This is a genomic window from Hugenholtzia roseola DSM 9546, from assembly GCF_000422585.1.
GTDB lineage: Bacteria > Bacteroidota > Bacteroidia > Cytophagales > Bernardetiaceae > Hugenholtzia > Hugenholtzia roseola.
Window position 1 is genome coordinate 55,297 of sequence record NZ_KE383879.1, and the last position, 23,490, is coordinate 78,786.

The following is a 23,490-nucleotide window of genomic DNA, read 5'->3' on the forward strand; positions in this document are numbered from 1 at the left end:
CTTGTCCGCAGGGCAAAATTGAAACAAAAAAGGGTTTAAGCCAAATTTTATTCCGTTTCTAATTTGACATAACAGGAATTTTTGCAGAACTTCACATCACTGGGGCAGGGTGAGGGTTTCTAACCGTTGTAAAAACGCCTACATTTTTATAAAAAGTTGAATTAAACGCTATTTTTAGACTTTACCTCTTTTTTCCTGTATTTTTATTGCGATAATAAATAACAAAACCATGAAAAAGGTCGCGTGCGGGGGTCTTGATTTGGTCTAAATCTTGGGCAATGATGCGCCATTCTACTTGCGGATTATTGAAAAGTTCGGGCGCAAGGGCATAAAGCGATTCTAAGCGTTGGAGATTTAGGTTTTGCTGCTGATTTTTTTGGTATTTTTCCGCTTCGGGATAAACCGAATAGAGAAGCTCGACGCGCATAGGCACGACTTCATTTAAAAGTTGGGCATGGGCAGCATTGACAATTTGAGATTTGCCAAAAGGAGTGGCTAACAATATCTGACCTGCAAAGGCATCGGCGAAGGTATATTCGAGTGTGTGCTGCCGCTCTATTGTTTCCAAAAGAGAAGACGGGGTCTTTTGCGCCCAAATTGGCAGGGTGCATAACATCATACCCAAAAAACAAAAAAGCGATTTTTTATAACCAAAAAGCAAACTTTTCATACCAAGTAGAGAAAAAGGTACATAAAAAAACACGTATCGACTTGAATAACGTCTGAAAACGCCTTTGCGATACGTGTTATGACTCATTTTTGTTATCTTTCGTTATCTTTTATTGAGCGGCATCAAAATAATACCAAATAGCCGTCTGGGGCGTAACTTGGTCTTTCAAAACCATTTTAGTAGGCGTGAGTTCCTCAATCTGCATGATGCGGTCGAAGATGTCTTTGATTTCGATGCGCGACTCTTGTGAGTGCAGACTCCATCTGCCTCTGACAAAACTTTGGGCTTGATTATTGAGAAGACGCTCGGCATTGTAGGCTAAATTTCCTGTGTCTTGTGTTTGGGCATACAAAACAAGGGTGTGCCTTTTTTCATTGTCTTCAATAATCTCTTGGGTATTATTGAGTTTGATAGACATAAATTTCCACGTCTTCTGCTCGCCGTTGGTTAGGCGTGTCGTAACGGGAACAAAAGGTTCTTCTACTTTGATGGTGCGCTCCACCGTAACTGCGCCCACCTCGTTGGTTAGGGTAATAGAAACTTTAAACTCGCCGACGGTGCTAAAAGTGTGTGTTAGGGTGTAAAGATTGCCCTCTTTTTCACCTGCTAAGGTCTGCGAACCTACTTTCCATTCGTGGCTTGTCGCCTCGCCACCTGAACCGTTGGCGCGAAAAGTCATTTCTGTATTGACTAAAACAGTCGTATCGCTCGAAGGGTTGCTAATCAAAACGCGCGGACGCTCTGGGCTTGGGGCGATGTCGTCATCAGAACCGCCATCTTTACAAGCCGTAAGCAAACTGACACTAAGCAATAGCACAAGCCAGAGCTTATTAGAAAAAAAAGAAGAAATAGAAGCGAACATAAGTGATAAGGCGTATTTAAAAGATTAAAACAATAGAAGGAAAATCGAAACAAAATCGAAACAAAAACCAAATAGGGCTATTTCTGCCAAGACCCCGCTACTTGGAAAAACGTTGCAAAAGCAGGTTTGTAGCCCCAAAGATACGCAAAAGATACGTATTTTGCAGTTCGCTGCCGCTTTTAGGCGATACAGAATTGCCAAATTTGCCATTTTTTGGAAGCGTGCCTCTATTTTTTAGGTAAAATCTAACATGAGGACTTTTTTTTCTCCTTACTATCTCTTTCCTACCAAAAGCCCAAAACTGCTATTTTGAAGTCCTACTTTTTTCATTTTCTTAGGTAAAAGCCAAAATTAGACCCTATAAAATCCAAAAAAAGCAAACAAGCCGACAAGTCTGTCTGCGATTCTACCCTTAAAATTACGTTTTAGAAGGGGCTTATATTTTGGTAGAGTCAAAAAAAATATGCAACTTAACTCTGCGTATCCTCGAAAAATGAATTTTATCTATTCACGTATCTTCCTTATATGCTTTCTTCTATCACAGAAGGGGTTTTGGTGGCGGTAGAAACCGAATATCACCCCGAATATTCCAATCCTATCAATAACCATTACGTCTTTACGTATCGAATCCGCATAGAAAATCAGAGCGATTATGCTTTGCGCCTCTTGCGTCGTCATTGGTACATCTACGATTCTATCGGCAATCACTACGAAGTGGAGGGTGAAGGCGTTGTCGGGCAGCAGCCTCTAATTTTGCCCAACGCGCATCATACCTACGTTTCGGGCTGCCATCTGAAAAGCGACATAGGCAAGATGTATGGCAAATATTTGATGGAGCGCGAAGTAGATGGGGTCTTGTTTTGGGTGCAAATTCCCGAATTTGCCCTTATCACGCCGATACGTTTCAATTAAGCCAACGGATATGTAAGGCGTTCTGTTTTTTTGTGTAATTTTGCCCTTTCACTCTTTTTTCTCGCAAGGCTGCCAAAGGGACGCGCTCTTGTTTTTCCTTTGGGCTTCTTACTATCATTTTGATATGCAAAAAACGAACGACTGGACGGAAGAAATTACCCCTCAAACCTCCCTCTTCGACCTCAAACTGCGTCAGGTCTGGCAATATCGCGACCTGATGTTGCTCTTTGTGCGGCGCGATTTTGTGGCGCAATACAAACAAACCATCTTAGGACCTCTTTGGCACTTTATACAGCCCATCATTACCGCCTTTCTCTTTACCTTCGTTTTCAATACCATTGCGGGCATTTCTACCGAAGGCGTGCCACCTTTTCTTTTCTATCTTTCGGGTATCACTACTTGGAATTATTTTGCACGCACGCTCAATAGCACCTCGAATACCTTTGTTTCCAACGCCCATATTTTCGGAAAGGTCTATTTCCCGCGCCTTGTCATGCCGCTCTCTACGGTCATTTCGGGGCTAATTGCCTTTTCCATACAGTTCGGACTCTTTTTAGTATTTTTGGCTTATTACTATTTTTTTAAAGAAAATACCATTCTCAATCCGAATCGTTATATCCTACTCACTCCGCTTTTTCTGCTCGTTATGGCTACTTTGGGGCTGGGACTGGGTATCATCATTTCTTCGCTCACAACGCGCTACCGCGACCTTTCTATTCTTATTAGTTTTGGTGTCCAACTTTTAATGTATATTTCCCCTGTCATTTATCCCATTTCGGCGATGCCTGCCCTTTATCGCCCCTTTGTTGCCTACAATCCCATTGCGCCTTTGATAGAAGGCTTCCGCTATGCCTTTTTGGGCGTAGGAACTTTTGATTGGATAGGTTTGGGAATTAGTACAATTATTAGCCTGATGGTCTTTCTCATTGGCGTTGTTCTTTTCAATCGCATCGAGCGAAACTTTATGGATACGGTCTAAATCTTATTATTTTTCTGATATGCAATTTTGCTTTATTTTTTATGAAATCCATTATTGATTTTAGCTTTAAAAGATTTTTTTATGTCCTTTTATCCCAACTATTTTTCACCCTGCCGCTATGGACTTTCGGAGCGTTGCTTTTCGGGAAAATATTTGAGAAAAATCAACCTTTTTCGCCTCTTTTTTATGCCCTTAGCGGTCTGCTGCTTTTCAATTTTGGTCTGATAAGTTTTATTTTTAGTTTGATAGATATAAAAACTTGGCGTTTGGAAGGCGGGCTTTTGCAGGTCTATCATTTGGGATTTTGGAAAAAAACCTTTGTCCTTGCCGATTTAAAGACTTATTATCTTTTGGGCGTGCGTGCCAGTCGAGAGCAGGGCGCAAAGGCTTATCAAATTCTGCATCTTCATTTTTTTGAAGGTAGGAAAGGTCGGACAATTTCATTTTCTTCAAAAGATTTTAAAAATTTTGATGAACTATTAAAATTTATAGAAAAATATAACCCGAAAGAAGACGCAAAATTAGCCGATAAAAGTAGCTATCTTTTCCTATTTTTATTGGGAAGCGTCGTGCTTTTGATGATTTTTTTGGCTATCTTGCGTTGGCTATCTTAAAAATTGATGCCCAATAAAAAGCAAGGTGCTAATTAGGGTTGCAATAACATCTTTCAAAAGACAAATTTAATTTCTTTTCTATGAAAATCTTACATACTGCCGATTGGCATTTGGGTAAAAAATTATACGACCAAGATTTTATCGCAGCGCAAGAAAAGTTTTTAGATTGGCTCTTTTTATTGATTCAAAAAGAGAAAATAGAAGTCTTGATAGTGGCAGGCGACATTTTCGATACCACACAGCCGCCTCACGAGGCACGAAGCCTTTACTACCGTTTCTTGGCTAAAATTGTCGGGACGTTCTGTAAAAAAGTAATTATCATTGGCGGCAATCACGATTCGCCTGCTTTGCTCGACGCGCCTAAAAATTTGCTCTCCTTTTTATCTATTTCCGTTGTGGGTGCTACCACAGATAACATAGAAGATGAAATCATTGAAATAAAAAACGAGTCAAATCAGCTTGAAATGGTAGTCTGTGCAGTCCCTTTTTTGCGCGAAAAAGACGTAAATTATTTGCGTTGGGGCGAAAATGCAACCCAAAGAGAGGCGCGTGTAAAGGAAGCAATTAGAAATCATTATCAAAAGTTAGCCCAAATTTTAGAAGAAAAAAAATACACAGAAAAAGAAGTGCCACTTTTAGCCACAGGACACCTTTTTGCACAAGGTAGCCTTACTTCTGATAGCGAAAAGGACATTTATGCAGGCAATTTAGGGCAAATTGGGGCAAAAGAGTTTCCTGCTCTTTTTCATTATATCGCCTTAGGGCATTTGCACCGCCCCCAAGAAGTGGGCAAATCTACCCATATTCGCTATTCGGGGTCGCCAATTGCGCTTAGTTTTAGTGAAATTAAAGATACAAAATGCGTTTTAATTCTTGAATTTGAAAAAAATACACTCACCGCCGTTACGCCACAGCCTGTTCCCATTTTCCAAAAGCTATTGCGCTTAGAGGGTGATAATATAAGTCTGAAAAGTCAAATTTCATCTCAAAACTTACCTACACAAATAGAAAACGAAGGTGAAGTTTGGGTAGAAATTATTTTGCATAGCCCCAAAAATGACAAAAGCGAACAAACAGACCTGCGCCGTCTGATAGAAGACAAACGCCCTACTTGGAAGATTTTGCGATTTTTCCATCTTATTCAAGAAAATGGCACAGAAGAAAACCCTTTGGCAGGACTTCGTAGCCTTTCCGAAACCAATGAAGAGGAAGTTTTCTTAAAAAAGTGCAAATCCGACAAAAAAACCATTACAGAAATTGAGGTGATATTGCCACTCTTTCGCCAAATCCATCAAGAAATTGTTTTAAATAGCAAATGAAAAAGACTTTTACAAGTGCGCTTTCACAAAAAGAATTTCCACTTTCGGAGCGCATCTGGGCAGGCGCAATTCGCCCTTCTTTGTTGGCATTGATTCAAAAAGAAGTACCTAATTTTGATGTAAATTCTTATTTAGCGAGTTCGGAATTAGATACCTACCGTCAAAAATATTGGCAGCAAAGTGTAGCACAAGAGTTTGACGAGGTTACAAATTTAGAAAAAACGGTTTTCGACGCGCTTTCCGAAAAAATAATCCTCGCCGACAAATTAGATGAAAACGCCAATAACGCCACTTGGGGAGAAAAAGTAGCCGATAAGGTCGCTTCTTTTGGTGGCAGTTGGACTTTTATCCTTTCTTTTGCTTTTTTTATTTTTTTATGGATACTTACCAATATTTGGTGGCTTTCTGATAAGGCTTTTGACCCCTATCCCTTTATTTTGCTCAACCTGCTGCTTTCCTGTTTGGCTGCGCTTCAAGCCCCCGTTATTATGATGAGCCAAAACAGACAGGAGGAAAAGGATAGAGAACGCGCCAAAAAAGATTACATGATAAACTTAAAAGCCGAACTCGAAATACGCATTTTACACGAAAAGATAGACCATCTCACCTTATTAGTGCAAAATAGTTTAGACCATTCCAAAGAGAAGTAAAAGATAAAACCTTAGTCATGGCGTTGTTGCAACGATAAAAGTCTTAAATGCACCCCACCCCAAACCCCAGTAATGTTAAATTCTAAAAATTAAGTTCGAATGTAGGGACAAGGCATTGCCTTGTCCGCAGCGAGATTGAAATAAAAAAGGGTTTCCAGACCCAAAAAAAGGGTTCAGTCCAAATTTTATTTTGTTTCAAATTTGATAAAACAAGGCTTTTTACAGAACTTAACATTACTACCCCATAAGGCGGGGCTTTTTTATCATAAAATATCTTTGCTTTGTTATGCAAAATCCCGAAAATTAGTTTGGTTTTAGAACCCTCCCCTATGGGGGGAGGGCAGGGTGGGGTTTCAGGAGGCTTGTGCAAAGCACAAAACCCCGTTTTTTGACCTTTTGACCGTTGTAACAACGCCTTAGTCATTCAAATAGCTACTCACAATCGTATAGTTTTTATACTCGAAGGGGCGAAACCCGAAATATTTATCCATAAAGAAGCGAAATTTGTCCTTTAAAGAAAGTTTATTTTTAGAAATATCATGGTCAAATTTCCAATTCATGGCGGCTATGCGTGGCGCAATGGCGGCAGGGTGTGTGCCTTCAAAACGGCGCAGCGCATCAATTTGGCTATAATCAAATTCGTCAGCCACACTCACGACAATGTCTTCCATCTTTGCCTCTACTTTATCGCCATGGAAAATCGTATCACAGGCTTTTTGTTTGCCGCGCAGGGCAGCAGGCTCACGCACCCAGCCGTAATGATGGACGCAGGCATCGATATGGCGCACGTTGAGTTTGCGGTCGGGTGTCATGCGAAAACCTTGCGCATCACGGAAAGAGAATATATTTTTATTATTTCGGACAATTCTAATTTCTCTACGATACCAAGCAGTAGATTCAGCTACATAATCATACGAACCGTAAAAATGCAAATAATTAAGTAAAAAGCCTTCTATTTTAGGATTATCCAAATGGGCTTTCATTTCTCTACGAATGGTATCGAAATCTTGTTGGTGCAGGGCTTCGTCCCCCTGAATATAAATGCACCAATCGGCATCTTGTCCGATGGCTTGAAAGGCTTTGTTGGTTTCGTCTGCCAAAACGCGCCCCCCTGTGCGTAGGGTTTCGTCCCAGACGGTTTCGATGATTTTGATTTTAGGGTCTATTTGTGCTGCAATTTTTAAAGTATCATCTTCGGATTTGCCCACTGCCAAGACAAAATCGTCGCAGAGGGGAAGCACCGAGCGAATAGCCTCGACAAAGGGATAGTCAAATTTGAGTCCGTTTCGTATAAAAGAAAAGCCTGTAACTTTCATTTTTTTGTATTAAATGGTATTATTTTCTAAACGTTTTTAGGTTTTTTCAAGCTAAGTTCTAAAAACTCTATGATTTTGCCTGCAATATCTTTTTGGGTTGCGCCTTCTATGCCTTCTAACCCAGGTGAAGAATTGACCTCCAAAATCAGGGGGCCGCGTGCCGAGGGGAGCATATCCACCCCCGCGACGGACAAGCCCACAGCGCGTGCCGCGCCCACTGCTGCCATTTTTTCTTCCTGCGAAAGCTCTAAAACGGTACTTTTGCCGCCTCTGTGCAAATTAGAACGAAACTCCCCCTCTTTGCCCTGCCTGCGCATTGCACCGACGACTTCGCCGCCCACAACAAAGGCGCGAATGTCTGCGCCGCCTGCCTCTTTGATAAATTCCTGAATCAGGATATTTGCCTTCAAACCCGAAAAGGCTTCGATGGTAGATTTGGCGGCTTGGGGCGTTTCGGCGAGCATTACGCCTAAGCCTTGCGTGCCTTCCAAGAGTTTGATGACGACGGGCGTGCCACCGATACGCTTAATTAAATCATCTACTTCTTTATCTTTTGGGAATTTGGCAAAAACGGTCTTGGGAATTGCAAGCCCCACACGCGAGAGCAACTGCATGGTGCGCAGCTTGTCGCGCGACTGCAAAATGCCTTGCGAACTATTTGCCGTTAGCACCTTCAACATCTCGAATTGGCGCACTACCGCAGTTCCAAAAAAAGTAACCGAAGCACCGATACGTGGAATAATCGCGTCAGGTCTTTCTAAGGCAGCACCCTGATAGATAATCTGGGGTTTGCCCTGCTCCATCATCACGTGGCATTTGGTATGATTGACCACCTGTGCCTGATGTCCGCGCAGGGTAGCGGCTTCTACCAAACGGCGTGTAGAGTAGAGATTGGCTTCGGCAGAAAGGATATAAATTTTCATAGAGAGATAGAAAAATACAAGGGGAACTACGAAAATGAATAATAAAATTTACAAACAGTTGGATAGCATGCCTTTAAAAACATTACTATTTTTAAGCGTCAGAAGCGTGCAGAGGTAGGATAGGCGTAGAAAACTTCTCTTTTCTACAAAAGTAATATTTTTTCTATCATCAGCCCAAAATTTTGGAAAGTTCAAAAAAACTTTATTTTGGCAGTGGGTTCTGCTTTTTTATCGAGTCGCAACTTTTTAGCTAAGACTACAAAATTAAGACGCTTTTTTGGAGGAGGCTTGTGTGGAAAATAAAAGGCTTGTAGTTTTTTGAAAAAAATAGTAACTTGCAGTGGTTAGGCAGTTTGTCTCAACTTTACAGTTCTTTGGATAGTAAAAAAGCAATAAGCCTTTTTTTTTGTTTCATACGCCAAACTATAAATGCAGATAGATTATTTTGTCTTTTATACTAAATTTTAAATATATGAATTCAAACCAATACCCTCTTTTTATTAGTAAAAATATTACTCAATCTGATAAAAAAATAAATACAAATAATTTTTATAGAAATAATTTAGAAAAAAAATATACGCCTATTATAGAAGAAAATCTTAAAATAGGTTCGTTAGTATCCTACCAAGGCAACAAAAATCTTCCTATTTTGCGTTTGTTCCGCTATAAAGAGGCTTTTTCCTACCAGTTTGTAAAAGACTTTTTTAATAAATATGGTATAACTCCAAAGGACTATGTATTTGACCCATTTTGTGGAATGGGTACAACGCTTTTTACTTCCTGTGTCAGTGGTATTCAGTCAATAGGGATAGATAGATTGCCTACGGGGGTTTTTATTTCCGAAACTTTGCCTAAAATATTAACTATTCAACCTAACACGATTACAGAAATTTATGAGCAAGCAAAGCTTCTTTTAGAAAATGCGGCAGAGGCTCAAGTGGCAGAAGATGTACGGATTATGAAAATTGCATTCCCACCAAAGAATTTAACCGAACTTAAACAATGGAAAACCATTATTCAAAACTTAGAAAACCCTTACAAAGAAATTATAGATTTATTATATTTATCGGTAATAGAACCTGCCAGCTTTACAGCAAAAGACGGGCAATTTTTAAGATACTTGCCTAATAGAGAAGTAGCTACGCCAACTGAACTTTTAGATAGAAAAGTAAAAGAATTAGAGCAAGATTTACTCAACCTTAAAACGCTTGCTTGGGATAGAAACGTACTACTACCAAAAGTATGTCAGGGTGATACAAGAGATTTAAGTTCAATTTCTTTTGAAAAAGAGCCTACCTTTATTTTGACTTCGCCACCCTACGCCAATCGTTATGACTACACTCGCAGTTACTCTTTGGAGCTATGTTTTAATTTTATTCAAAACTTTGATGAATTAAAAGCATTGCGTTTTGGCATTTTGCGCTCACATATTGAAGCAAAGGAACACGAGGGAGATAGTTCAGTACACGAGGCATTGACAGAAATTTTACAAAACTTAGAAGAAAAAAATCAAATTAAAAAACTTAATAATAATCGTATTCCTATAATGCTTATTGCATATTTTGTTGATATGCAGAAAGTTATTAAAGAATGGTATCGAGTTTGTGCTAAAAATGCAACTGTTGTGATGGTGGTGGATAATGTGCGTTTTGAAGGAGAACACGTGCCTGTTGATTTAATTTTGTCAGATTTGGCAGAGCAGGCAGGTTTTGAAGTGGAAAAAATAATTGTTGCCCGCTACAAAGGCAATAGTTCGCAGCAAATGGGTAAATATGGTAGATTTCCTGTACGTGAAAGTATAACTATATGGCGAAAAAAATAAACCAAAAAGACACCAACTACAAGACTTGGCATATCGACCAGTTAGCAAAAAGTGAGTTTTTTCATCAAAAACTACACGAATGGAAGTTGGTAGAAATGGCTGAACAATTAGAGACTATTCAAGGTGAAAGTCTCTCTTGGGACAGATTGGCATTGGGTATTTCCGAAAATGCTTGGAATAAAGTTATTCACAGGGGCATTAAACCTGTGATTGTATTTGCGCACCCTGAAATTTTACAAACTATTTTAGGCTCAACAGCCTATTACAGAATGTTGGCAATGGTTTCTCAAAAATCGATGAACCAAATAGGAGGTTCTGTAACGAATTTTGAAACAGGCACTAAATTTCCTGACAAAGAAAAAGCAGATTTTTTGGCTTCACATCTAAATCAAATTATCAGCCATTTGATAGAAATAGATAAAAACTTAAATGCAAGAGAATTTGATATTTGGCGAGGCATGTCAGCAGGTTCACAGGCACAAGGTTCTTGGCAAAATGCAAAAGGCGAGCAGGCTGAAATTTTGCTACGTGGTATCATAGAAAAACGTATCAACAGAAAAGGTTTAGCCAAAGAAGTAACAACCACAGAAATTGTCTTAAAAAATGGAAAAATCATTACGTTTTCTTCCGAGCCTGATATTTCAATTTTGGAAAATGGACTTATTCGAATTGCAGTAGAAGTAAAAGGTGGAATAGATACGGCAGCAGTTTTGGAAAGAGTAGGCGCAGCAATCAAAAGTTTACGTGCCAAAGAAGAAAACCCAAACTCAATTACAATTCTAATAATGCAAGAAGTTGCGTTTTCAGCAACTGCACAAAGAGACATCGAGTTAAACAAGGACGCAATTAACCATTTCTTTAAATTGGAACAATTAGTTGATAATGAGGCGATAAGAGAGCAGTTTTTTGACTTGCTCACGATATAATGCCCTATTAATGGGTTTGTCTATTCTTTTCTAATTGATAAACATTGATTCACTCCCAAAGGTGTTCCTTTGTGCTTGCGTCTTTCCCACTTTTCCTTATTTTTGTGGTATGAAAACGCCGCCTGTTATTTCCTTTCGTGAGGTTTTGCGCTGCTTGTACGAAAAATTTAGCGCAGAGGACACCCAAACGCCGCCTTTTAGTTGGCAGAAACTGCACCTACCCTATTCGCGTGAAAGCATAGAGAGGCTTTTGCAGCCGCAATCTATTGCCGTTATTGGCGCAAGTGAAAGGGAAGGGAGTATCGGCAGAGAGGTATTTTTAAACCTCACGCAAAAAGGGTTTAAAGGCGAGGTCTATCCTGTCAATCCGAAGCATCGGCGCGTGTATGAGCAGAAGTGTTACGACGAGGTATCGGAAATAGAAGAATTGATAGATTTAGCCATTATCGTAACCCCTGCCGCAACCGTTCCGCAGGTGGTACGCGAGTGTGGGCAGGCAGGCGTAAAGACGGTGCTGATTATTTCGGCAGGTTTTCGCGAAATCGGGCAGGAAGGCGCGGAATTAGAAGCGCGTATTTTATTTACAGCACGCAAATATGGCGTGCGCATCTTAGGCACAAATTCTATCGGCGTGATTCGCCCCAGCCTAAACCTATTCGCCACCCCTTCCCAACATTTGCCCAATAGCGGCAATATCGGCTTTATTACCCAAAGTGCAGCCTTAGGCGATGGCATCTTAGATTGGGCAAAAAAAGCCAATGTAGGCTTTTCGGCGTTCTTTTCCATCGGCTCTATGCTCGATATTAGCTTGGGCGAACTGATTTTTCATCTGGGCGACGACCCCCAAACGAAGGCTATCGTCATCTATTGCGAAACCGTAACCTTTGCGCGTCATTTCCTTTCGGCAGCGCGTGAAGTGTCTTATTCTAAGCCAATTATCGTCTTGAAGGCAGGCAGAACGCAAGAAGGGGCTTGGGCAGCCCTCTACCACACAGGAGCGCAAATGGGCGAAGATGCCGTCTTTGATGCCGCTTTCCGTAGGTCGGGGATTTTGCGCGTAGATACCTTGCAGGAGGTCTTTCTAATGGCAGAGGTGATTGCCAAACAGCCACGCCCCAAAGGGAAAAATTTAGCCATTCTGACCAATGGCGGCGGTCTGGGAGTCTTAGCCACAGATGCGCTACTAAAAGGCGGAGGGCAGTTAGCCGAACTTTCTGAAAGTAGTCGCGAAAGTCTGCATCAGATTTTGCCACATTGTTGGGAAATCCACAATCCCATCGACCTTTTAGGAAAGGGTACGCCCCAAAATTACGAAAAAGTCTTGGAGGTCATTGCGCAGGATACGCAGGTAGATGGCATCTTGGTCATTCTTTCGCCGCAGGTCAATACCGACCCTACCGAAACGGCAGAGCGCATTGCCAAATTTGCCAAAATCAAGGACAAACCCATTTTGGCTTCTTGGGTAGGAAGTGTAGAGGTAGAAAAAGGGCGCGAAATTTTGGCACAGGTAGGGATTCCACACCTGCCCTACCCCGATTCTGCCGCCGCCATTTTCAATTACCTTTGGCGATACGCCTACAATTTAAAGGGCATCTACCAAACGCCACGCCGCACCGAAACCCCCCATGCCTTTGCAGGCGAGCAGGTAGAGCAAATCATTTTTCAAGCCCAAAAAGAAAAACGCACACGCCTTTCGAAATGGGAATCGCTGCAAATTCTGAAAGCCTACGGACTGCCCGTCATAGAAACACAATTAGCCCACAGCCCCGAAGAAGCCTGCCAAAAAGCCTTAGCGATTGGAAAACCTATCGCGCTCAAAGCGCACGTCTTAGATGGTAGCAGCAATGTATTGAGTGGCGGCTTGCGCCTCTATCTCAAACAGCCCGAAGAAGTGTCCAAAGCCTATCAGGACATCCAAAAAAATGTAGAAGAAAGGCGCGGGGCAGATAAGTTTGAAGGCGTGATGGTACAAGAGATGAGCCGCATACAAGGCATCGAGCTTGCCGTGGGCATGCAAATAGATAGCCAATTTGGGCGCGTCATTGTCTTTGGCAATGGCGAAAAGACGGCGCAATACTACCCCGACCGCGCCATTGCCCTGCCACCCCTCAATACCACTTTGGCACGACGCGCAATGGAGCAAACGCGCATCTATCAGACCTTAGAAAAGGCGGCGCGTTTAGATGTAGATACGATTGCTAATTTAGAACAACTTTTGGTACGATTTAGCGAGCTGGTTGTGGAGCAGCCTTGGATTAGCGGCATTAAAATAGACCCCATTGCAGTTTCGGCAGCCGATGGCATGGCGATTTTAGATGCCAATATCAGCCTTTTTCCTGCCGACACGCCCCAAGATGAACTGCCCACCTTAGCAATTCGTCCTTATCCTGAATCCTACGAAATGGCATGGCGTTTGAAAAAATCACAACTTGCCGTCCAGATTCGCCCTATCCGCCCCGAAGACCAGCCCTTGATGGAGGTCTTTCATAGCCGCCTTTCTACCAAAAGCGTCTATTTTCGCTTCTTTCACAATGTCAGTTTAGACCAAAGAATTTCGCATGAGCGGCTTTCGCGGCTTTGTTTTGCCGACTACGAACGACAGATAACCTTAGTCTGCGAAACAGCATTGCCCAATCAAAACGGCGAATTAGAGCCGCTTGTCATTGGGGCTGCGCGTTGTGTTCGCTTTTCTGGCACACAAGAAGCCGAATTTGCGATGTCCATCATCGACGACTATCAGGGCGAAGGCTTGGGAACAGTTTTTTTATCGCAAATTGTAGAAATTTGCAAGCGCGAAAAAATAGAAATCCTGCACGCCGACATCCTACCCGAAAATATAGCCATGAAAAAAGTATGCGAAAAGTTGGGCTTCGAAATGCGCCTCGATATGGCAGAAGGAGCAGTAAAGGCGACTCTTTATGTAGAAAGTCAGGGTAGGGAAAGCCTTTTCGAATGGGAAGACGAAGATTGATTTTTGAAAGAGGATTCAGAGCGATACTTATAGGGACAAGGCATTGCCTTGTCTGAAATTAGTAAAACGAAGTGAAAGGATTTTTAAACCCGATTTAAACGTAGTTTAAATAGAGTTTAAACAGGGTTTAAACATAGTTTAAATCGGGTTTAAACGGGGTTTAAACCTCGCCGACGGGCAACGCCCTCGGCGACGGTTAGACTTTAAAACCTAAAAAACAAATATCGTCGCGCTGCTCGGCATCTCCCTGATGCCTTTGTAGGGCTTCTTTCAGTGCGCTTTCTTGCTCCTTTAAAGGACGCTCCTGCATCGATTCCAAAAGTTGCAACAGGGTAGGCGTACCAAACTTTGTCCCTTCGAGGTTTGCTTGGTCTATGATGCCATCGGAAAAGAGATAAATCGTTAGGTCTTTTTCGGCAGAAAAGGAAAGCTGTTTGGTTTCGAAAGCCACGCCCTTGCGCTGCTTTCCGCCAATGCTGCTACGGCTTCCCTGCCTAATTTCTAATTTTTTATCATATCCATACCAAAGCGGACGTTTTGCGCCTTCAAATTGTACCAAAATCTTACCTTCTTCTTTGCGCCACGCACAAAGGGCTATGTCGAGTCCGTCATTGTTGCCACTTTCGCCGCCCTGTGCTAAGGCTTGTTGGATTCCTTCATGCAGTTTGTACAAAACTTCGGCAGGGTCTGAAATGTGGTTTTCTACAATAATTTGTTTGAGCAAAGTAGCCGAAAGCATCGCCATCAAAGCACCGGGAACGCCATGCCCTGTGCAGTCGGCAACGGCTGCCCAATGCCAAATCTGACCTTCAAAACGTATCGTTTCAAACCAATAAAAATCACCACTTACCAAATCTTTGGGCTGATACAAAAGGCAGTAGGCTTTAAAAAGTTGGTTTGTGAGGGTCTTTTTAGGCAAAATCGCCTGTTGGATATTTTGCGCATAGCGAATACTATCGGTAATATCCTGATTTTTGAGCTGCAATTCCTGATAACTTGTCGCATTCGCAATCGCAATGGCGGTATAAGTAGCCAAAGAGCGCAACATCGCCAAATCGCGATACTCGTAGGCGTAGGCTTCCCGACTTTGTGCCGTCATGACTCCCAAAATTTCATCGCCTAAGCGCAGAGGCAGATAAATGAGTGAGCGCATGTCCTCGCCTTCTTTTAGTCGGGAAGCGGCAGGTTCGGGCTGCTCTGCTGTGTCATTGACCAAAATTTCGCGATTTTGCGAAAAGCAAATAATAGAATATTGCTCTGCCTCGTCTAAGGTTTCATAGTGAAAAGGAAGGGGTACGCCCATTTCCATAAAACCCTGAAAGTCAAGACGTTGATTGTGTTTGTTCCAAATGCCCACCCCAAAAGCATCGAGCGGCATCAGGGCTTGAAGGCGCAGGTAGAGCCGCTGAATGAGGGCATCTGCTTGCAGGGTTGCAGTTAGTTCCTGCCCTACTTCGCTCAAAATTCTGATGTCTTGGTAGGTTTTTTCGAGCAAATCTTTTTGTTTGCTCAAAATTTCTTTTTGGGCTTCAATCTCCAAATTTTTCAACTCTAAGGTTTCTTTTTGGGTCAGAATGTCGCGATTGAGGTCTTTTAAGTTTTCAGATTGCACCAAAATTTCCTCTTTTTGCTGTTCTAATTCTGCATTTTTGAGTTGTATTTCTTGCGTGCGCTCGCGTACTGCCATTTCCAAAGCCCTATTTTTCCTTTCAAGGCGGCGCAAATTATAGACCACGCCTATCCGAACCAGTCCTGCCCCCATTGCGATAAGCACGCCAATAGCGATGGCTTGCACCCACCAGCGGCGATACCAAGGTGCTAAAATCCTGAAAGTAAAGCGTTTGACTTCCGTTTCCTGCCCCCAGATATTTTTGGCTTTTAGGTGCAAAGTATAATTGCCTTCGGAAAGGTTGTGGAAAACTTGTTTCTTTTCATAGCTCCATTCCGACCAATTTTCATCTAAACCTTCTAAAAAGTAGGCGTATTGGGTTCGCTTTTCGTAAAAATAATCGTCTGTGGCAAATTCAAAATGAATCCGCTGTTTGGCAAAATCGAGTTCGAGGGGGCGGCTAAAATCGTAAAATGCCCCTGCCAAAAGAGAATCTTCTTGCAGGTAGATGTTGCGCAAAAAGACTTCAAAGGCTACTTTTTTGGGCGTTTCTATGGGCAAATCAAAGCGATATAAGCCTTCCTGTCCGCCTACCCAAAGTGCCTGCGAATCGAGTAGAAATGCCGTAAATGCCATATCGGGCAGCACCGCAAACGGACTTGCCAAACGCTGATACGTACCATTAGGCTCTTTCGCCCACTTTTCTACCCAACGCATACGCGGGCGTTTGCCTGAAAGGTCTTTCAAAAGAAGGTAATAATTTTTATCTGAATCAGAAAGCACATTTTCTATCGCTACCTGCGCCTTGCCCAAATCTATGCCTCGAAAGGGCGTTGCCACTATTTTGTCGCTTTCTGTTTGGTAGCGATAAAAGCCTGCTTCGGTTAGGAAATAAAGCGTATCGGCTTCAAAATAAGGTGAGATGAAATTATTAGTAGGCAGCCCTTTGAGTGTGTCATAACGCGCAATCGCAAGGCTTTTCTTTTGCAAAGAATCTTTTAGAAAAAGCCGATAAGTGCCTTGAAATGAGGTACTTATCCACATACTACCTGCCCCATCAATAACTGCGCCACGCGCCTCTGCCCCAATTCCCCAAGCAGGCCGATTGGGTATCCATTTTTGGTTGTGGTAGGATAAAATAGCCAAACTATCGCCAACGCCTACCAAAAAGCTGTGAGTAGGAAGATTTTGTGCTTGTATCCATTTGGGGGATAATTTTTTAATAAAAAAGGCATTTTTATTGTAAAATTCGTGTAAAAGTGTGGTATCTTTCCAAACTTCTATGCCATAAGAACTGCCGATAAGCAAAAAACTTTCGGGCTTTTCGCCTTCTATTTCTATCTCTTCGATAAACCAAACATTACGACGTGCCAAACTCTCCTTGTTTTTGAGTAAGCGCGTTTGCGCCAAGTTCGAAATCTCATTTTTTTGTGAAACAATCATTTCACCTTTGTACCGTCCTATTTTTTGCACTTCATACAAGTTGCCCTTTCTTTCGCTCCAAAACTGAAAAGCAGAAGGGTATTGCAGCAGCGAAAAACCTTTGTTCGTTGCTAAGGCAAGCCCTCGCCGAAGAGGTGCTGCGCCAAAGACGCGCTCGTCAGTAAGTCCGTTTTGTTTGTCTAAAAAGTCCTTAGCTTTTCCATTTTTTTCTATAATCACAACGCCTTTGCTTAGGGTAGGAACAGCAAAAAGTTGGGGTAGCCCTAATTTTTCCAACGAAAAGGCTTCATACGACTGCCTGCGATAGAGGCTCATCTCATCTTGGGCTGCAAAGGCAGGGCTAAAAAGGCTATCGGGGTAGCTTTTTCTGTGGGCAGAATGGGTGTGGTGGTATTTCCAAAAAAGCGTGTTGGCTTTGCGCGGATTGGTAAAAAAGAGGGTGCTTTCTGCATCAAGCGGCGCAGTAAAATAGAGCCGCACGCCCTTAAACCTTTCGCCTTCGGGTAGCAAGACAAGGGAATCGCGCCCATCGAGGGTCATGAGTCCTTGGCTTGCTTTGGAGAGCCAAATTTTGTTTTCTACATAGCCGATTTTGAAAAATTCGTTTTTGTCGTTTTTCCAAAAACTGACCTTTCCATTTTTATAGCGAAAAAAAGCTGCCATAGCTGCAAAAAAAGTCCCTTCGGGGGTGTGCAGCACCTGCCAAATATCCGAAAAAGGAATAGGATTGGGCGCGTTGGGCTTTTCTTTCAAACTATCACTCAAACAGACATAGCGTTTTTTCCCCTGCGCCGTATTTTCTAAATAGCCAAATTCGCCTATCGCACCTACATAGACGCGCCCATTTTCACCTACGGCTAAGGCGCGTACCACACTTTTATTTTTGACCTCGATTTTTTCCCACCGCAAACCATCATACAACAAAACGCCTTCGGTATTGCCTACATACAAAATTCCCCTTTCATCTACTACCACTGCCCAATTTTGCGCATCAGCGCGATAGTGTGAGGGCGCGTAATACTGTTCGGGATAAAAGCCCGAAGCAAAGCCACTACCCACAGGCGGCACTTGTTGGGCAAGGGCAGAAAGGGAAGACAAAGCCCACAAGCCCACAAAGGCTACGCAAAGCAGCATACCAAAAGGCGTAGCGCAAACGGTACGCAAATTATCGCTGGTCTTGCCGCTGGTAGGGATTCGTAAAAAGCCAAAATGGGAAAGCACCACAAAGGGGAGGGAAGGTGAATAGAAGGAGCTGTGCGAAGAAGGCACTATTTTTCGTGCAATTTTAGCTAAATTTGCCTAAAATTGCAAATTGCGCCTACAAAAGGGCGTTGACTTTTGTCCTTGTTGTCCCTAAAAGTTTTGATTTTCTCTTGTTTCGCTTCTTTGTTTTTTTCTTTCTTTTGATTTGATAGTTTCAAAATCATTTAAAATAACCGTTTAAAATAATCATTTAGAATATGCAAAACCCTACTTTTGAAATTCGTCAGGCGCGTCCGCAAGATGTCCCTGCTGCCTTTGCTTTGATAGAAGAATTGGCACTTTTCGAAAAAGCCCCTCACGCGGTCAGCAATACCCCCGAAGAAATGTTGCGCGACGGTTTTGGGCAGAACCCCGCCTTTGGCATGTTGGTGGCAGAAAGTCAAGGCGCATTAGTGGGCATCTCGATTTACTACGTTCGCTATTCTACTTGGAAAGGACGTTGTCTATATTTGGAAGATTTAGTCGTAACCGAAAAAGTGCGTGGCAAGGGAATAGGCAAGGCTCTTTTTGCCGCCACAGCACGCAAGGCGCAGGAATTAGAGGTCAAGATGATGGTTTGGCAAGTTTTGGATTGGAACACCCCTGCCATAGAATTTTACAAAAGTTGGGGCGCAGTCATCGATACAGGTTGGTACAACTGTAGATTAGAAGAAGCTACTTTATATAAAATTTAAAAAATAAAAGTGTCCAAAAGACTGCTTTCGAAGCCGTATCTTTTGGACACTTTTGGTTAGCGCGGAAGACGCATTAACGAAAAATTCTACCTAATAACTTTTTAATGACAATTCCGATAATGATTTGTTTCCAATCGATGCGCTTCAAAATAAGCCAAATGAAATTAAGCATGGGTATAGAAGGTTTAGGTTTGGCAATAAAACGCAAAAGTTAAGCCAAAGGTTGCGCCAATGATTATGAAGGGCAGCCTTTTCGGGAAAGAGGGCGTTGTTGCAACGATAAAAGTCTTAAATGCACCCCACCCCAAACCACGCCCCCATAGGGCGGGGCTTTTTTATCATAAAATATCTTTGCTTTGTTATGCAAAATCCCGAAAATTAGTTTGATTTTAGAACCCTCCCCTATGGGGGGAGGGCAGGGTGGGGGTTCAGGAGGCTTGTGCAAAGCACAAAACCCCGTTTTTTGACCTTTTGACCGTTGTAACAACGCCGGAAAGAGCAAGGTTATTAAAATTTGCAACTATAAAAATTCATAATCTCTTTCTATTTTTGCGATTCTTACTTTGTACTGTTTGTACCAATCTGCCCTCCCCTTCCGTTGTGCAATTTGATGTTCTGAATTTTGCTTCCACTGCTGAATAGCGCGAAGGTCTTGCCAATAAGAAATGGTAATACCTAATCCGTCGCGAACACTCTCCACCCCCAAAAAGCCACTTTGTTGAGCGGCTAAGTTCATCATTAGCTCTGCCATTTCTTCATAACCTTCGTCCTTTTCGGTTCTTAGACTACTGAAAATGACGGCATAATAGGGAGGCTTAGGGGTATTGGCTATCATAAATAAGCGATTAAAGTATAGGAAAAAAGCACCATTGCCAGCCTCCCATAGAAAGCAGTAATGTTAAGTTCTGTGAAAAGTCTTGTTTTGTCAAATTAGAAGCGAAATAAAATTTGGGCTAAACCCTGTTTTTGGGACTGAAAACCCTTTTTATTTCAATCTCACTGCGGACAAGGCAATGCCTTGTCCCTACATTTGCATCTAATTTTTAGAATTTAACATCACTCCCATAGAAAGCCATAGGATACCAGCAATGAGTGAATAAAGTCTAAAAAGCAACTACTTATTTTACAATCACCCTAATTTTTCTGACATTACGCACCTCGCCTCTAAAATTTTCTTGGGTAATAAGGGTCGTTTTGCCATTTTTAAGAGCCTCGAATACGAAGGTGATAGTTGCTTTGTCGTTTCCTGTCATGCCTTCCTCGTCGGGATTGTGGTGAGCGGTATGAATTTCTATGCGATTTAGAACGGTGCTATCTTGTGAATTTGCCTCTGCGCCCAAACCGACTGAACCATGCGCTATCATTGAAAAATACAACTTTTGTCCTACTTTTAGCTTTACTTCTTTATCAGTGGGCTTGATAGCAACCATGTCCGCTTTTGGCTCAAAAGGTTTGGTATTCCACTGTGCATAAGAAGTGCAAGAATAAGCAGATAAGAAAAAAATAAGTCCCATTAAAGCACCATACGAAATGATTTTTTTCATATAAAAGGTAAGAAAATGTGAGTAATTTGAAAAGTAAAAATTATGGTTTTGTTGTATCCCCTATGATATTTCGCGCCATATTGAGCAGGCGTGCGTCTAAGATGAGCTTGACACTTTTGGCAGCGTTGGAATTGATTTCGAAGTTGTATTTTCCATCTATAAAATTGATGATGCCTCCATATTGGCAGAAATTTGGAATTTGGTCGCCAATGGTAATAGTCGGATACTGCCCCAGATACTCCAATATTTCCTTGATGTTGTTTTTTTCAGACTGACAAATAAAGACCACATGACAATTCCATACTTCCTTCGCTTTCTTTCCCCGTACAATGCGCCAATGCCTGCCCTGCACAGGTCGCCCTATCAAGACGCGCTCTATTGTGCCGCCAAAAGGGTCGTCGCCTAAAATGCCTATCTTAATGCGGTCGTTTGTGCCTGAAAAGGCTTCGGCAGGAAAAAGCGTGTATTTGACAAAATTCAATATCAGACCCGCCCTAAGTTCATATTTATTGTACTGCGCCTGCGAATTTTGAACAGAGGCGAAGAACCAAAAAAAGAACAGTAGAAAAAATAAACGCAAAGTTTGGAAACGAAAGGTAGCGATTTTCACGAGCTTGTGGGTTGAAGTGGTAGAGCCAATAGGGGCAGAAAGCCTACCCAAAGAAAAAACAGAGCTTAGGGCTAATTATTGCCACAGATGCGAATTTCTACTTGCGGTTTCGGATTTGTTTCATTTTCTTTTTCTAAAACCTCCAAATTATGGTTTAGACCAAAAACAACAAAGGCAATTTTTCGCTTGTCCTGCAAACGGCTTTTGATATAACGATAAACGGTGCGCGTGCGCAAATAATTGTCGTGCAGATGCTGCGCTCCCATTTTGTCGCTGTGTTCCATGTCGGGAAACCTACCGTAAATTTCTATGGAAGCCTGCGGTTCGCGATTAAGCCAACTAATAATTTCATCTAATTTACTGCTTTGCGAAACATCGAGATTGCGGCGTTGCTGGGGGTCAAAATAAATGAAATGTTGCTGTATGACGGTGCGCAAGTCGGGCTTCATTTGCGCTTCTATGGGCAGCGAAAAGGCATATTCGGGGCGGTTTTGTGCCTTGCTACTTTCATTCTCTAAGGCGGAGATAAAATAGCCCTGCTTTTCCTCGTCGCGGAACATGCTGGTCAGCAAAAGCGAATCGCCGTCTTCGAAGGCACTTTCAAGGGTAGTGAAAAGGTCGTCATAGGTTGCGTCGGGTGCGATTTCGGCAGTGCTTTGGTAGTTAGCAAGGCTAATTTCTACTGTCCCTTCGTCTATCAACGTTTGGGCAGTTTCGAAGAGTTCGGGGTCGTTTTGTGAAAAAAGATAATCTTGAAAAGCAATCATAAAATCGTAGCGGAGTTGCTCTGCATCGGCTTTGAGCGAATCTTCTACTTTGAGCAAACGCTGGTATTCTTTTTTCAAAACTGCCGTTTCTTTTACCTTCCTACCCAAAAGCATAACGGCTTCAAATTCTATTTCTTTATCAAGTTCGTAATAATAAGTCTGGGCAGGAATGTGTAGCTCGAAGGTGTAGGCATTTTCAAAACCTATGGGCAGAATGGATACCTGATAGGTCTGATTGGGGGCAAGTAAAGCGAAAAATTTGCCCTGTTGCGCTTCGGGCGGAAAGACACGCACCTCATTTTGCTCTGTTTTTAGATTTTGTATCGTGAGCTGACATTCGAGCAGTTGGGGCGTAGCGGCATTTTTATCGGTCAGGGTGAGATGTCCGCTTACGAAGGTAACGGCTTTATCTTGTGGTGCGCCCAAGAGGTCTGCCCCCAGCGAAAGTGAAAGGTATAAGGCAAGAAAGGTGAAGAGTCCCAACCGAACAGCTTGAAAGGCGGAGCTGTGCATTTTTGTACTAATTTTAGAAAAAGAAAAGTAGTATTTTCTATTTGAGTGCGTTATTGTTCGAGATTTTTCGAGTCTTGATTAGGCATTGAAAGCGATTTGGATAGCCTCAAAGGTGGTAGGTGGCGTTTTTCGTCTTCCAAGTGGTGTGGCAAGATGTTTGGCAAATTGTTGGGTACTGCAAACCTTCGGGGCTGCAAATGTTCTTTTGTAGGGGCAAAGATATTGCCATTTCCAAAAAAAACGAAATGGTTTTGCTATTAGGCTTATCAAAAACTAAGCAAATCATATAAAATGGGCTGCGAAGGCACTGCATCTGTCGACCAACGCGGCAAAAGAAACGACAAAAGATAATTGCCATCTCTGACCTCTTGTGGGACGAAAATTAGCTCGCTGATAGTTGCAAGCGGGCGCGGATTTTGGGGATATTGCCAAAAATTTTTGTGAAAGGCAAGCGCACCACCGTCCGATTCTCTATCCACCGAGGGCAAGTCGGTGAGAAAATGTGCTACTTCTTGTTGGGCAAGCCAAGTGCCTATCGTAGCCTCAAAATAAGGGGGATTTGTGCCTGAATAAGCGCGATTTTTTTTCGCCTCCTGATTGGGTAAAGTTCTGATAATCAAGGCTTCTACGCCCTTTTCTTTCAAATAAAAATCGCCTTGTAGAGCCGTCTTGATTTGGGCTAAGGTAATGATAGAATCGGTTGTGTCTTTTTCAAAGGTAGAGGGAACTTGTGTAGGTTCTAATGAAATTACTTTGGCAAAAAAAAGATGCTTTTCAAAACAAGTATCCACAGTTTTGTTTTCTTTGGCAATATGTCCGTAACATTCTGTATGTGTGCCGTTGCCATGTGGGGTGATTGTCCATTCGAAATAATTGACGCTGCCCCCTTCGGCTACACTGCCTACAAAGCTATCGCCAAATCGTATGACTTTGTAGTCGGGATTTTGTGCATAATAGCAATTAGGATTTTCGCCACCTGCACGTAGCGGAAGTGCCAAATTGTGAAAATGGCGGCTATCAAAGCGATAGCGGCGGTCTTGGTGTTCAAATTCGAATTGCATGGGGTAGGGTACAGATAAGGTAGGACAAAACACGCCCCTAAT

At 42.3% G+C, this 23,490-nt stretch carries 21 protein-coding genes; 9 read left to right on the forward strand and 12 right to left on the reverse strand.

Annotated elements, in window-relative coordinates; all coding sequences use genetic code 11:
* Positions 1 to 181 precede the first annotated feature (181 nt).
* Both G500_RS0110535 and G500_RS0110540 read right to left on the reverse strand, forming a co-directional pair.
* Positions 182 to 670: a hypothetical protein gene (locus G500_RS0110535; protein WP_161626120.1), complete on the reverse strand. Its 489-nt coding sequence runs from the start codon at positions 668 to 670 to the stop codon at positions 182 to 184.
* 109 nt (positions 671 to 779) lie between these two features.
* On the reverse strand, positions 780 to 1,532 hold the full coding sequence (locus G500_RS0110540; protein ID WP_027002531.1) for a PKD domain-containing protein: 753 nt from the start codon (positions 1,530 to 1,532) through the stop codon (positions 780 to 782).
* 525 nt (positions 1,533 to 2,057) lie between these two features.
* Here G500_RS0110540 and apaG point away from each other — a divergent pair.
* Positions 2,058 to 2,444, forward strand: coding sequence for a Co2+/Mg2+ efflux protein ApaG (apaG, locus tag G500_RS0110550; protein WP_027002532.1), 387 nt, complete (start codon positions 2,058 to 2,060; stop codon positions 2,442 to 2,444).
* Here apaG and G500_RS26455 read toward each other — a convergent pair.
* Positions 2,437 to 2,562: a hypothetical protein gene (locus G500_RS26455; protein ID WP_281169323.1), complete on the reverse strand. Its 126-nt coding sequence runs from the start codon at positions 2,560 to 2,562 to the stop codon at positions 2,437 to 2,439. The two genes, apaG and G500_RS26455, sit on opposite strands and share 8 nt — an antisense overlap.
* Positions 2,563 to 2,568: 6 nt before the next feature.
* Here G500_RS26455 and G500_RS0110555 point away from each other — a divergent pair, with 6 nt between their 5' ends.
* The 4 genes from G500_RS0110555 to G500_RS23210 all read left to right on the forward strand — a co-directional run bounded on the left by G500_RS0110555 (position 2,569) and on the right by G500_RS23210 (position 6,006).
* The gene (locus G500_RS0110555) at positions 2,569 to 3,423 is read left to right on the forward strand and encodes an ABC transporter permease (protein WP_027002533.1); all 855 of its coding nucleotides are present in this window, start codon (positions 2,569 to 2,571) and stop codon (positions 3,421 to 3,423) included.
* Between the two features lie 41 nt (positions 3,424 to 3,464).
* Positions 3,465 to 4,037 carry a hypothetical protein gene (locus G500_RS0110560; RefSeq protein ID WP_027002534.1) on the forward strand — a complete coding sequence of 191 codons (573 nt, stop codon included), beginning with the start codon at positions 3,465 to 3,467 and terminating at the stop codon, positions 4,035 to 4,037.
* An 80-nt stretch (positions 4,038 to 4,117) separates the two neighbouring features.
* Positions 4,118 to 5,356 (forward strand): exonuclease SbcCD subunit D C-terminal domain-containing protein, encoded by a 1,239-nt coding sequence (locus tag G500_RS0110565; RefSeq protein WP_027002535.1) that lies wholly within the window; start codon positions 4,118 to 4,120, stop codon positions 5,354 to 5,356.
* Positions 5,353 to 6,006 (forward strand): DUF1003 domain-containing protein, encoded by a 654-nt coding sequence (locus G500_RS23210; protein ID WP_051203461.1) that lies wholly within the window; start codon positions 5,353 to 5,355, stop codon positions 6,004 to 6,006. Before G500_RS0110565 ends, G500_RS23210 begins: the two co-directional genes overlap by 4 nt.
* A 416-nt stretch (positions 6,007 to 6,422) precedes the next feature.
* Here G500_RS23210 and G500_RS0110580 read toward each other — a convergent pair whose 3' ends face one another.
* Genes G500_RS0110580 through G500_RS25725 form a run of 3 tightly spaced genes read right to left on the reverse strand, consistent with a single transcriptional unit; the run spans position 6,423 to position 8,440 of the window.
* Positions 6,423 to 7,322: a hypothetical protein gene (locus G500_RS0110580; RefSeq protein WP_027002537.1), complete on the reverse strand. Its 900-nt coding sequence runs from the start codon at positions 7,320 to 7,322 to the stop codon at positions 6,423 to 6,425.
* A 26-nt stretch (positions 7,323 to 7,348) separates the two neighbouring features.
* Positions 7,349 to 8,245, reverse strand: a complete 897-nt coding sequence (rimK, locus tag G500_RS0110585) for a 30S ribosomal protein S6--L-glutamate ligase (protein ID WP_027002538.1) — start codon at positions 8,243 to 8,245, stop codon at positions 7,349 to 7,351.
* A 48-nt stretch (positions 8,246 to 8,293) separates the two neighbouring features.
* Entirely contained in the window at positions 8,294 to 8,440 is a 147-nt protein-coding gene (locus G500_RS25725; protein WP_154657121.1) for a hypothetical protein, read from the reverse strand.
* A gap of 277 nt (positions 8,441 to 8,717) precedes the next feature.
* Here G500_RS25725 and G500_RS0110590 point away from each other — a divergent pair, with 277 nt between their 5' ends.
* The 3 genes from G500_RS0110590 (at position 8,718) to G500_RS23215 (ending at position 13,964) form a co-directional block, all read left to right on the forward strand.
* Entirely contained in the window at positions 8,718 to 10,067 is a 1,350-nt protein-coding gene (locus G500_RS0110590) for a TRM11 family methyltransferase (protein WP_027002539.1), read from the forward strand.
* Positions 10,052 to 10,993, forward strand: a complete 942-nt coding sequence (locus G500_RS0110595; RefSeq protein ID WP_027002540.1) for an XcyI family restriction endonuclease — start codon at positions 10,052 to 10,054, stop codon at positions 10,991 to 10,993. Before G500_RS0110590 ends, G500_RS0110595 begins: the two co-directional genes overlap by 16 nt.
* Positions 10,994 to 11,102: 109 nt before the next feature.
* Positions 11,103 to 13,964, forward strand: a complete 2,862-nt coding sequence (locus G500_RS23215) for a bifunctional acetate--CoA ligase family protein/GNAT family N-acetyltransferase (protein WP_086047895.1) — start codon at positions 11,103 to 11,105, stop codon at positions 13,962 to 13,964.
* Between the two features lie 196 nt (positions 13,965 to 14,160).
* On the opposite strand, the gene G500_RS0110605 is transcribed toward G500_RS23215, so the two are convergent.
* The gene (locus G500_RS0110605; RefSeq protein ID WP_161626121.1) at positions 14,161 to 18,237 is read right to left on the reverse strand and encodes a SpoIIE family protein phosphatase; all 4,077 of its coding nucleotides are present in this window, start codon (positions 18,235 to 18,237) and stop codon (positions 14,161 to 14,163) included.
* A 239-nt stretch (positions 18,238 to 18,476) separates the two neighbouring features.
* Between G500_RS0110605 and G500_RS0110615 the strand changes: the two genes are divergently transcribed.
* Positions 18,477 to 18,953 (forward strand): GNAT family N-acetyltransferase, encoded by a 477-nt coding sequence (locus G500_RS0110615; RefSeq protein ID WP_027002542.1) that lies wholly within the window; start codon positions 18,477 to 18,479, stop codon positions 18,951 to 18,953.
* 520 nt (positions 18,954 to 19,473) lie between these two features.
* Here the strand turns inward: G500_RS0110615 and G500_RS0110630 are convergent.
* The 5 genes from G500_RS0110630 to G500_RS0110655 all read right to left on the reverse strand — a co-directional run bounded on the left by G500_RS0110630 (position 19,474) and on the right by G500_RS0110655 (position 23,448).
* Positions 19,474 to 19,788: an antibiotic biosynthesis monooxygenase family protein gene (locus G500_RS0110630; RefSeq protein ID WP_027002544.1), complete on the reverse strand. Its 315-nt coding sequence runs from the start codon at positions 19,786 to 19,788 to the stop codon at positions 19,474 to 19,476.
* A 283-nt stretch (positions 19,789 to 20,071) separates the two neighbouring features.
* Positions 20,072 to 20,497, reverse strand: a complete 426-nt coding sequence (locus tag G500_RS0110635) for a hypothetical protein (protein WP_027002545.1) — start codon at positions 20,495 to 20,497, stop codon at positions 20,072 to 20,074.
* Positions 20,498 to 20,537: 40 nt separating this feature from the next.
* A complete protein-coding gene (locus G500_RS0110640; RefSeq protein WP_161626122.1) occupies positions 20,538 to 21,107 on the reverse strand; it encodes a YfiR family protein in 570 nt (189 codons plus the stop codon).
* A 71-nt stretch (positions 21,108 to 21,178) separates the two neighbouring features.
* Positions 21,179 to 22,387, reverse strand: a complete 1,209-nt coding sequence (locus G500_RS0110645; protein WP_154657122.1) for an OmpA family protein — start codon at positions 22,385 to 22,387, stop codon at positions 21,179 to 21,181.
* Positions 22,388 to 22,653: 266 nt separating this feature from the next.
* Positions 22,654 to 23,448: a cyclase family protein gene (locus G500_RS0110655; RefSeq protein ID WP_027002548.1), complete on the reverse strand. Its 795-nt coding sequence runs from the start codon at positions 23,446 to 23,448 to the stop codon at positions 22,654 to 22,656.
* Positions 23,449 to 23,490: the final 42 nt, after the last annotated feature.

Excerpts from the sequence above, each read along its gene's own strand:
- G500_RS0110535 (WP_161626120.1), bottom strand. The coding sequence starts at position 670 with ATGAAAAGTTTGCTTTTTGGTTATAAAAAATCGCTTTTTTGTTTTTTG.
- G500_RS0110540 (WP_027002531.1), bottom strand. The coding sequence starts at position 1,532 with ATGTTCGCTTCTATTTCTTCTTTTTTTTCTAATAAGCTCTGGCTTGTG.
- apaG (WP_027002532.1), top strand. The coding sequence starts at position 2,058 with ATGCTTTCTTCTATCACAGAAGGGGTTTTGGTGGCGGTAGAAACCGAA.
- G500_RS26455 (WP_281169323.1), bottom strand. The coding sequence starts at position 2,562 with ATGATAGTAAGAAGCCCAAAGGAAAAACAAGAGCGCGTCCCTTTGGCA.
- G500_RS0110555 (WP_027002533.1), top strand. The coding sequence starts at position 2,569 with ATGCAAAAAACGAACGACTGGACGGAAGAAATTACCCCTCAAACCTCC.
- G500_RS0110560 (WP_027002534.1), top strand. The coding sequence starts at position 3,465 with ATGAAATCCATTATTGATTTTAGCTTTAAAAGATTTTTTTATGTCCTT.
- G500_RS0110565 (WP_027002535.1), top strand. The coding sequence starts at position 4,118 with ATGAAAATCTTACATACTGCCGATTGGCATTTGGGTAAAAAATTATAC.
- G500_RS23210 (WP_051203461.1), top strand. The coding sequence starts at position 5,353 with ATGAAAAAGACTTTTACAAGTGCGCTTTCACAAAAAGAATTTCCACTT.
- G500_RS0110580 (WP_027002537.1), bottom strand. The coding sequence starts at position 7,322 with ATGAAAGTTACAGGCTTTTCTTTTATACGAAACGGACTCAAATTTGAC.
- rimK (WP_027002538.1), bottom strand. The coding sequence starts at position 8,245 with ATGAAAATTTATATCCTTTCTGCCGAAGCCAATCTCTACTCTACACGC.
- G500_RS0110590 (WP_027002539.1), top strand. The coding sequence starts at position 8,718 with ATGAATTCAAACCAATACCCTCTTTTTATTAGTAAAAATATTACTCAA.
- G500_RS0110595 (WP_027002540.1), top strand. The coding sequence starts at position 10,052 with ATGGCGAAAAAAATAAACCAAAAAGACACCAACTACAAGACTTGGCAT.
- G500_RS23215 (WP_086047895.1), top strand. The coding sequence starts at position 11,103 with ATGAAAACGCCGCCTGTTATTTCCTTTCGTGAGGTTTTGCGCTGCTTG.
- G500_RS0110615 (WP_027002542.1), top strand. The coding sequence starts at position 18,477 with ATGCAAAACCCTACTTTTGAAATTCGTCAGGCGCGTCCGCAAGATGTC.
- G500_RS0110630 (WP_027002544.1), bottom strand. The coding sequence starts at position 19,788 with ATGATAGCCAATACCCCTAAGCCTCCCTATTATGCCGTCATTTTCAGT.
- G500_RS0110635 (WP_027002545.1), bottom strand. The coding sequence starts at position 20,497 with ATGAAAAAAATCATTTCGTATGGTGCTTTAATGGGACTTATTTTTTTC.
- G500_RS0110645 (WP_154657122.1), bottom strand. The coding sequence starts at position 22,387 with ATGCACAGCTCCGCCTTTCAAGCTGTTCGGTTGGGACTCTTCACCTTT.
- G500_RS0110655 (WP_027002548.1), bottom strand. The coding sequence starts at position 23,448 with ATGCAATTCGAATTTGAACACCAAGACCGCCGCTATCGCTTTGATAGC.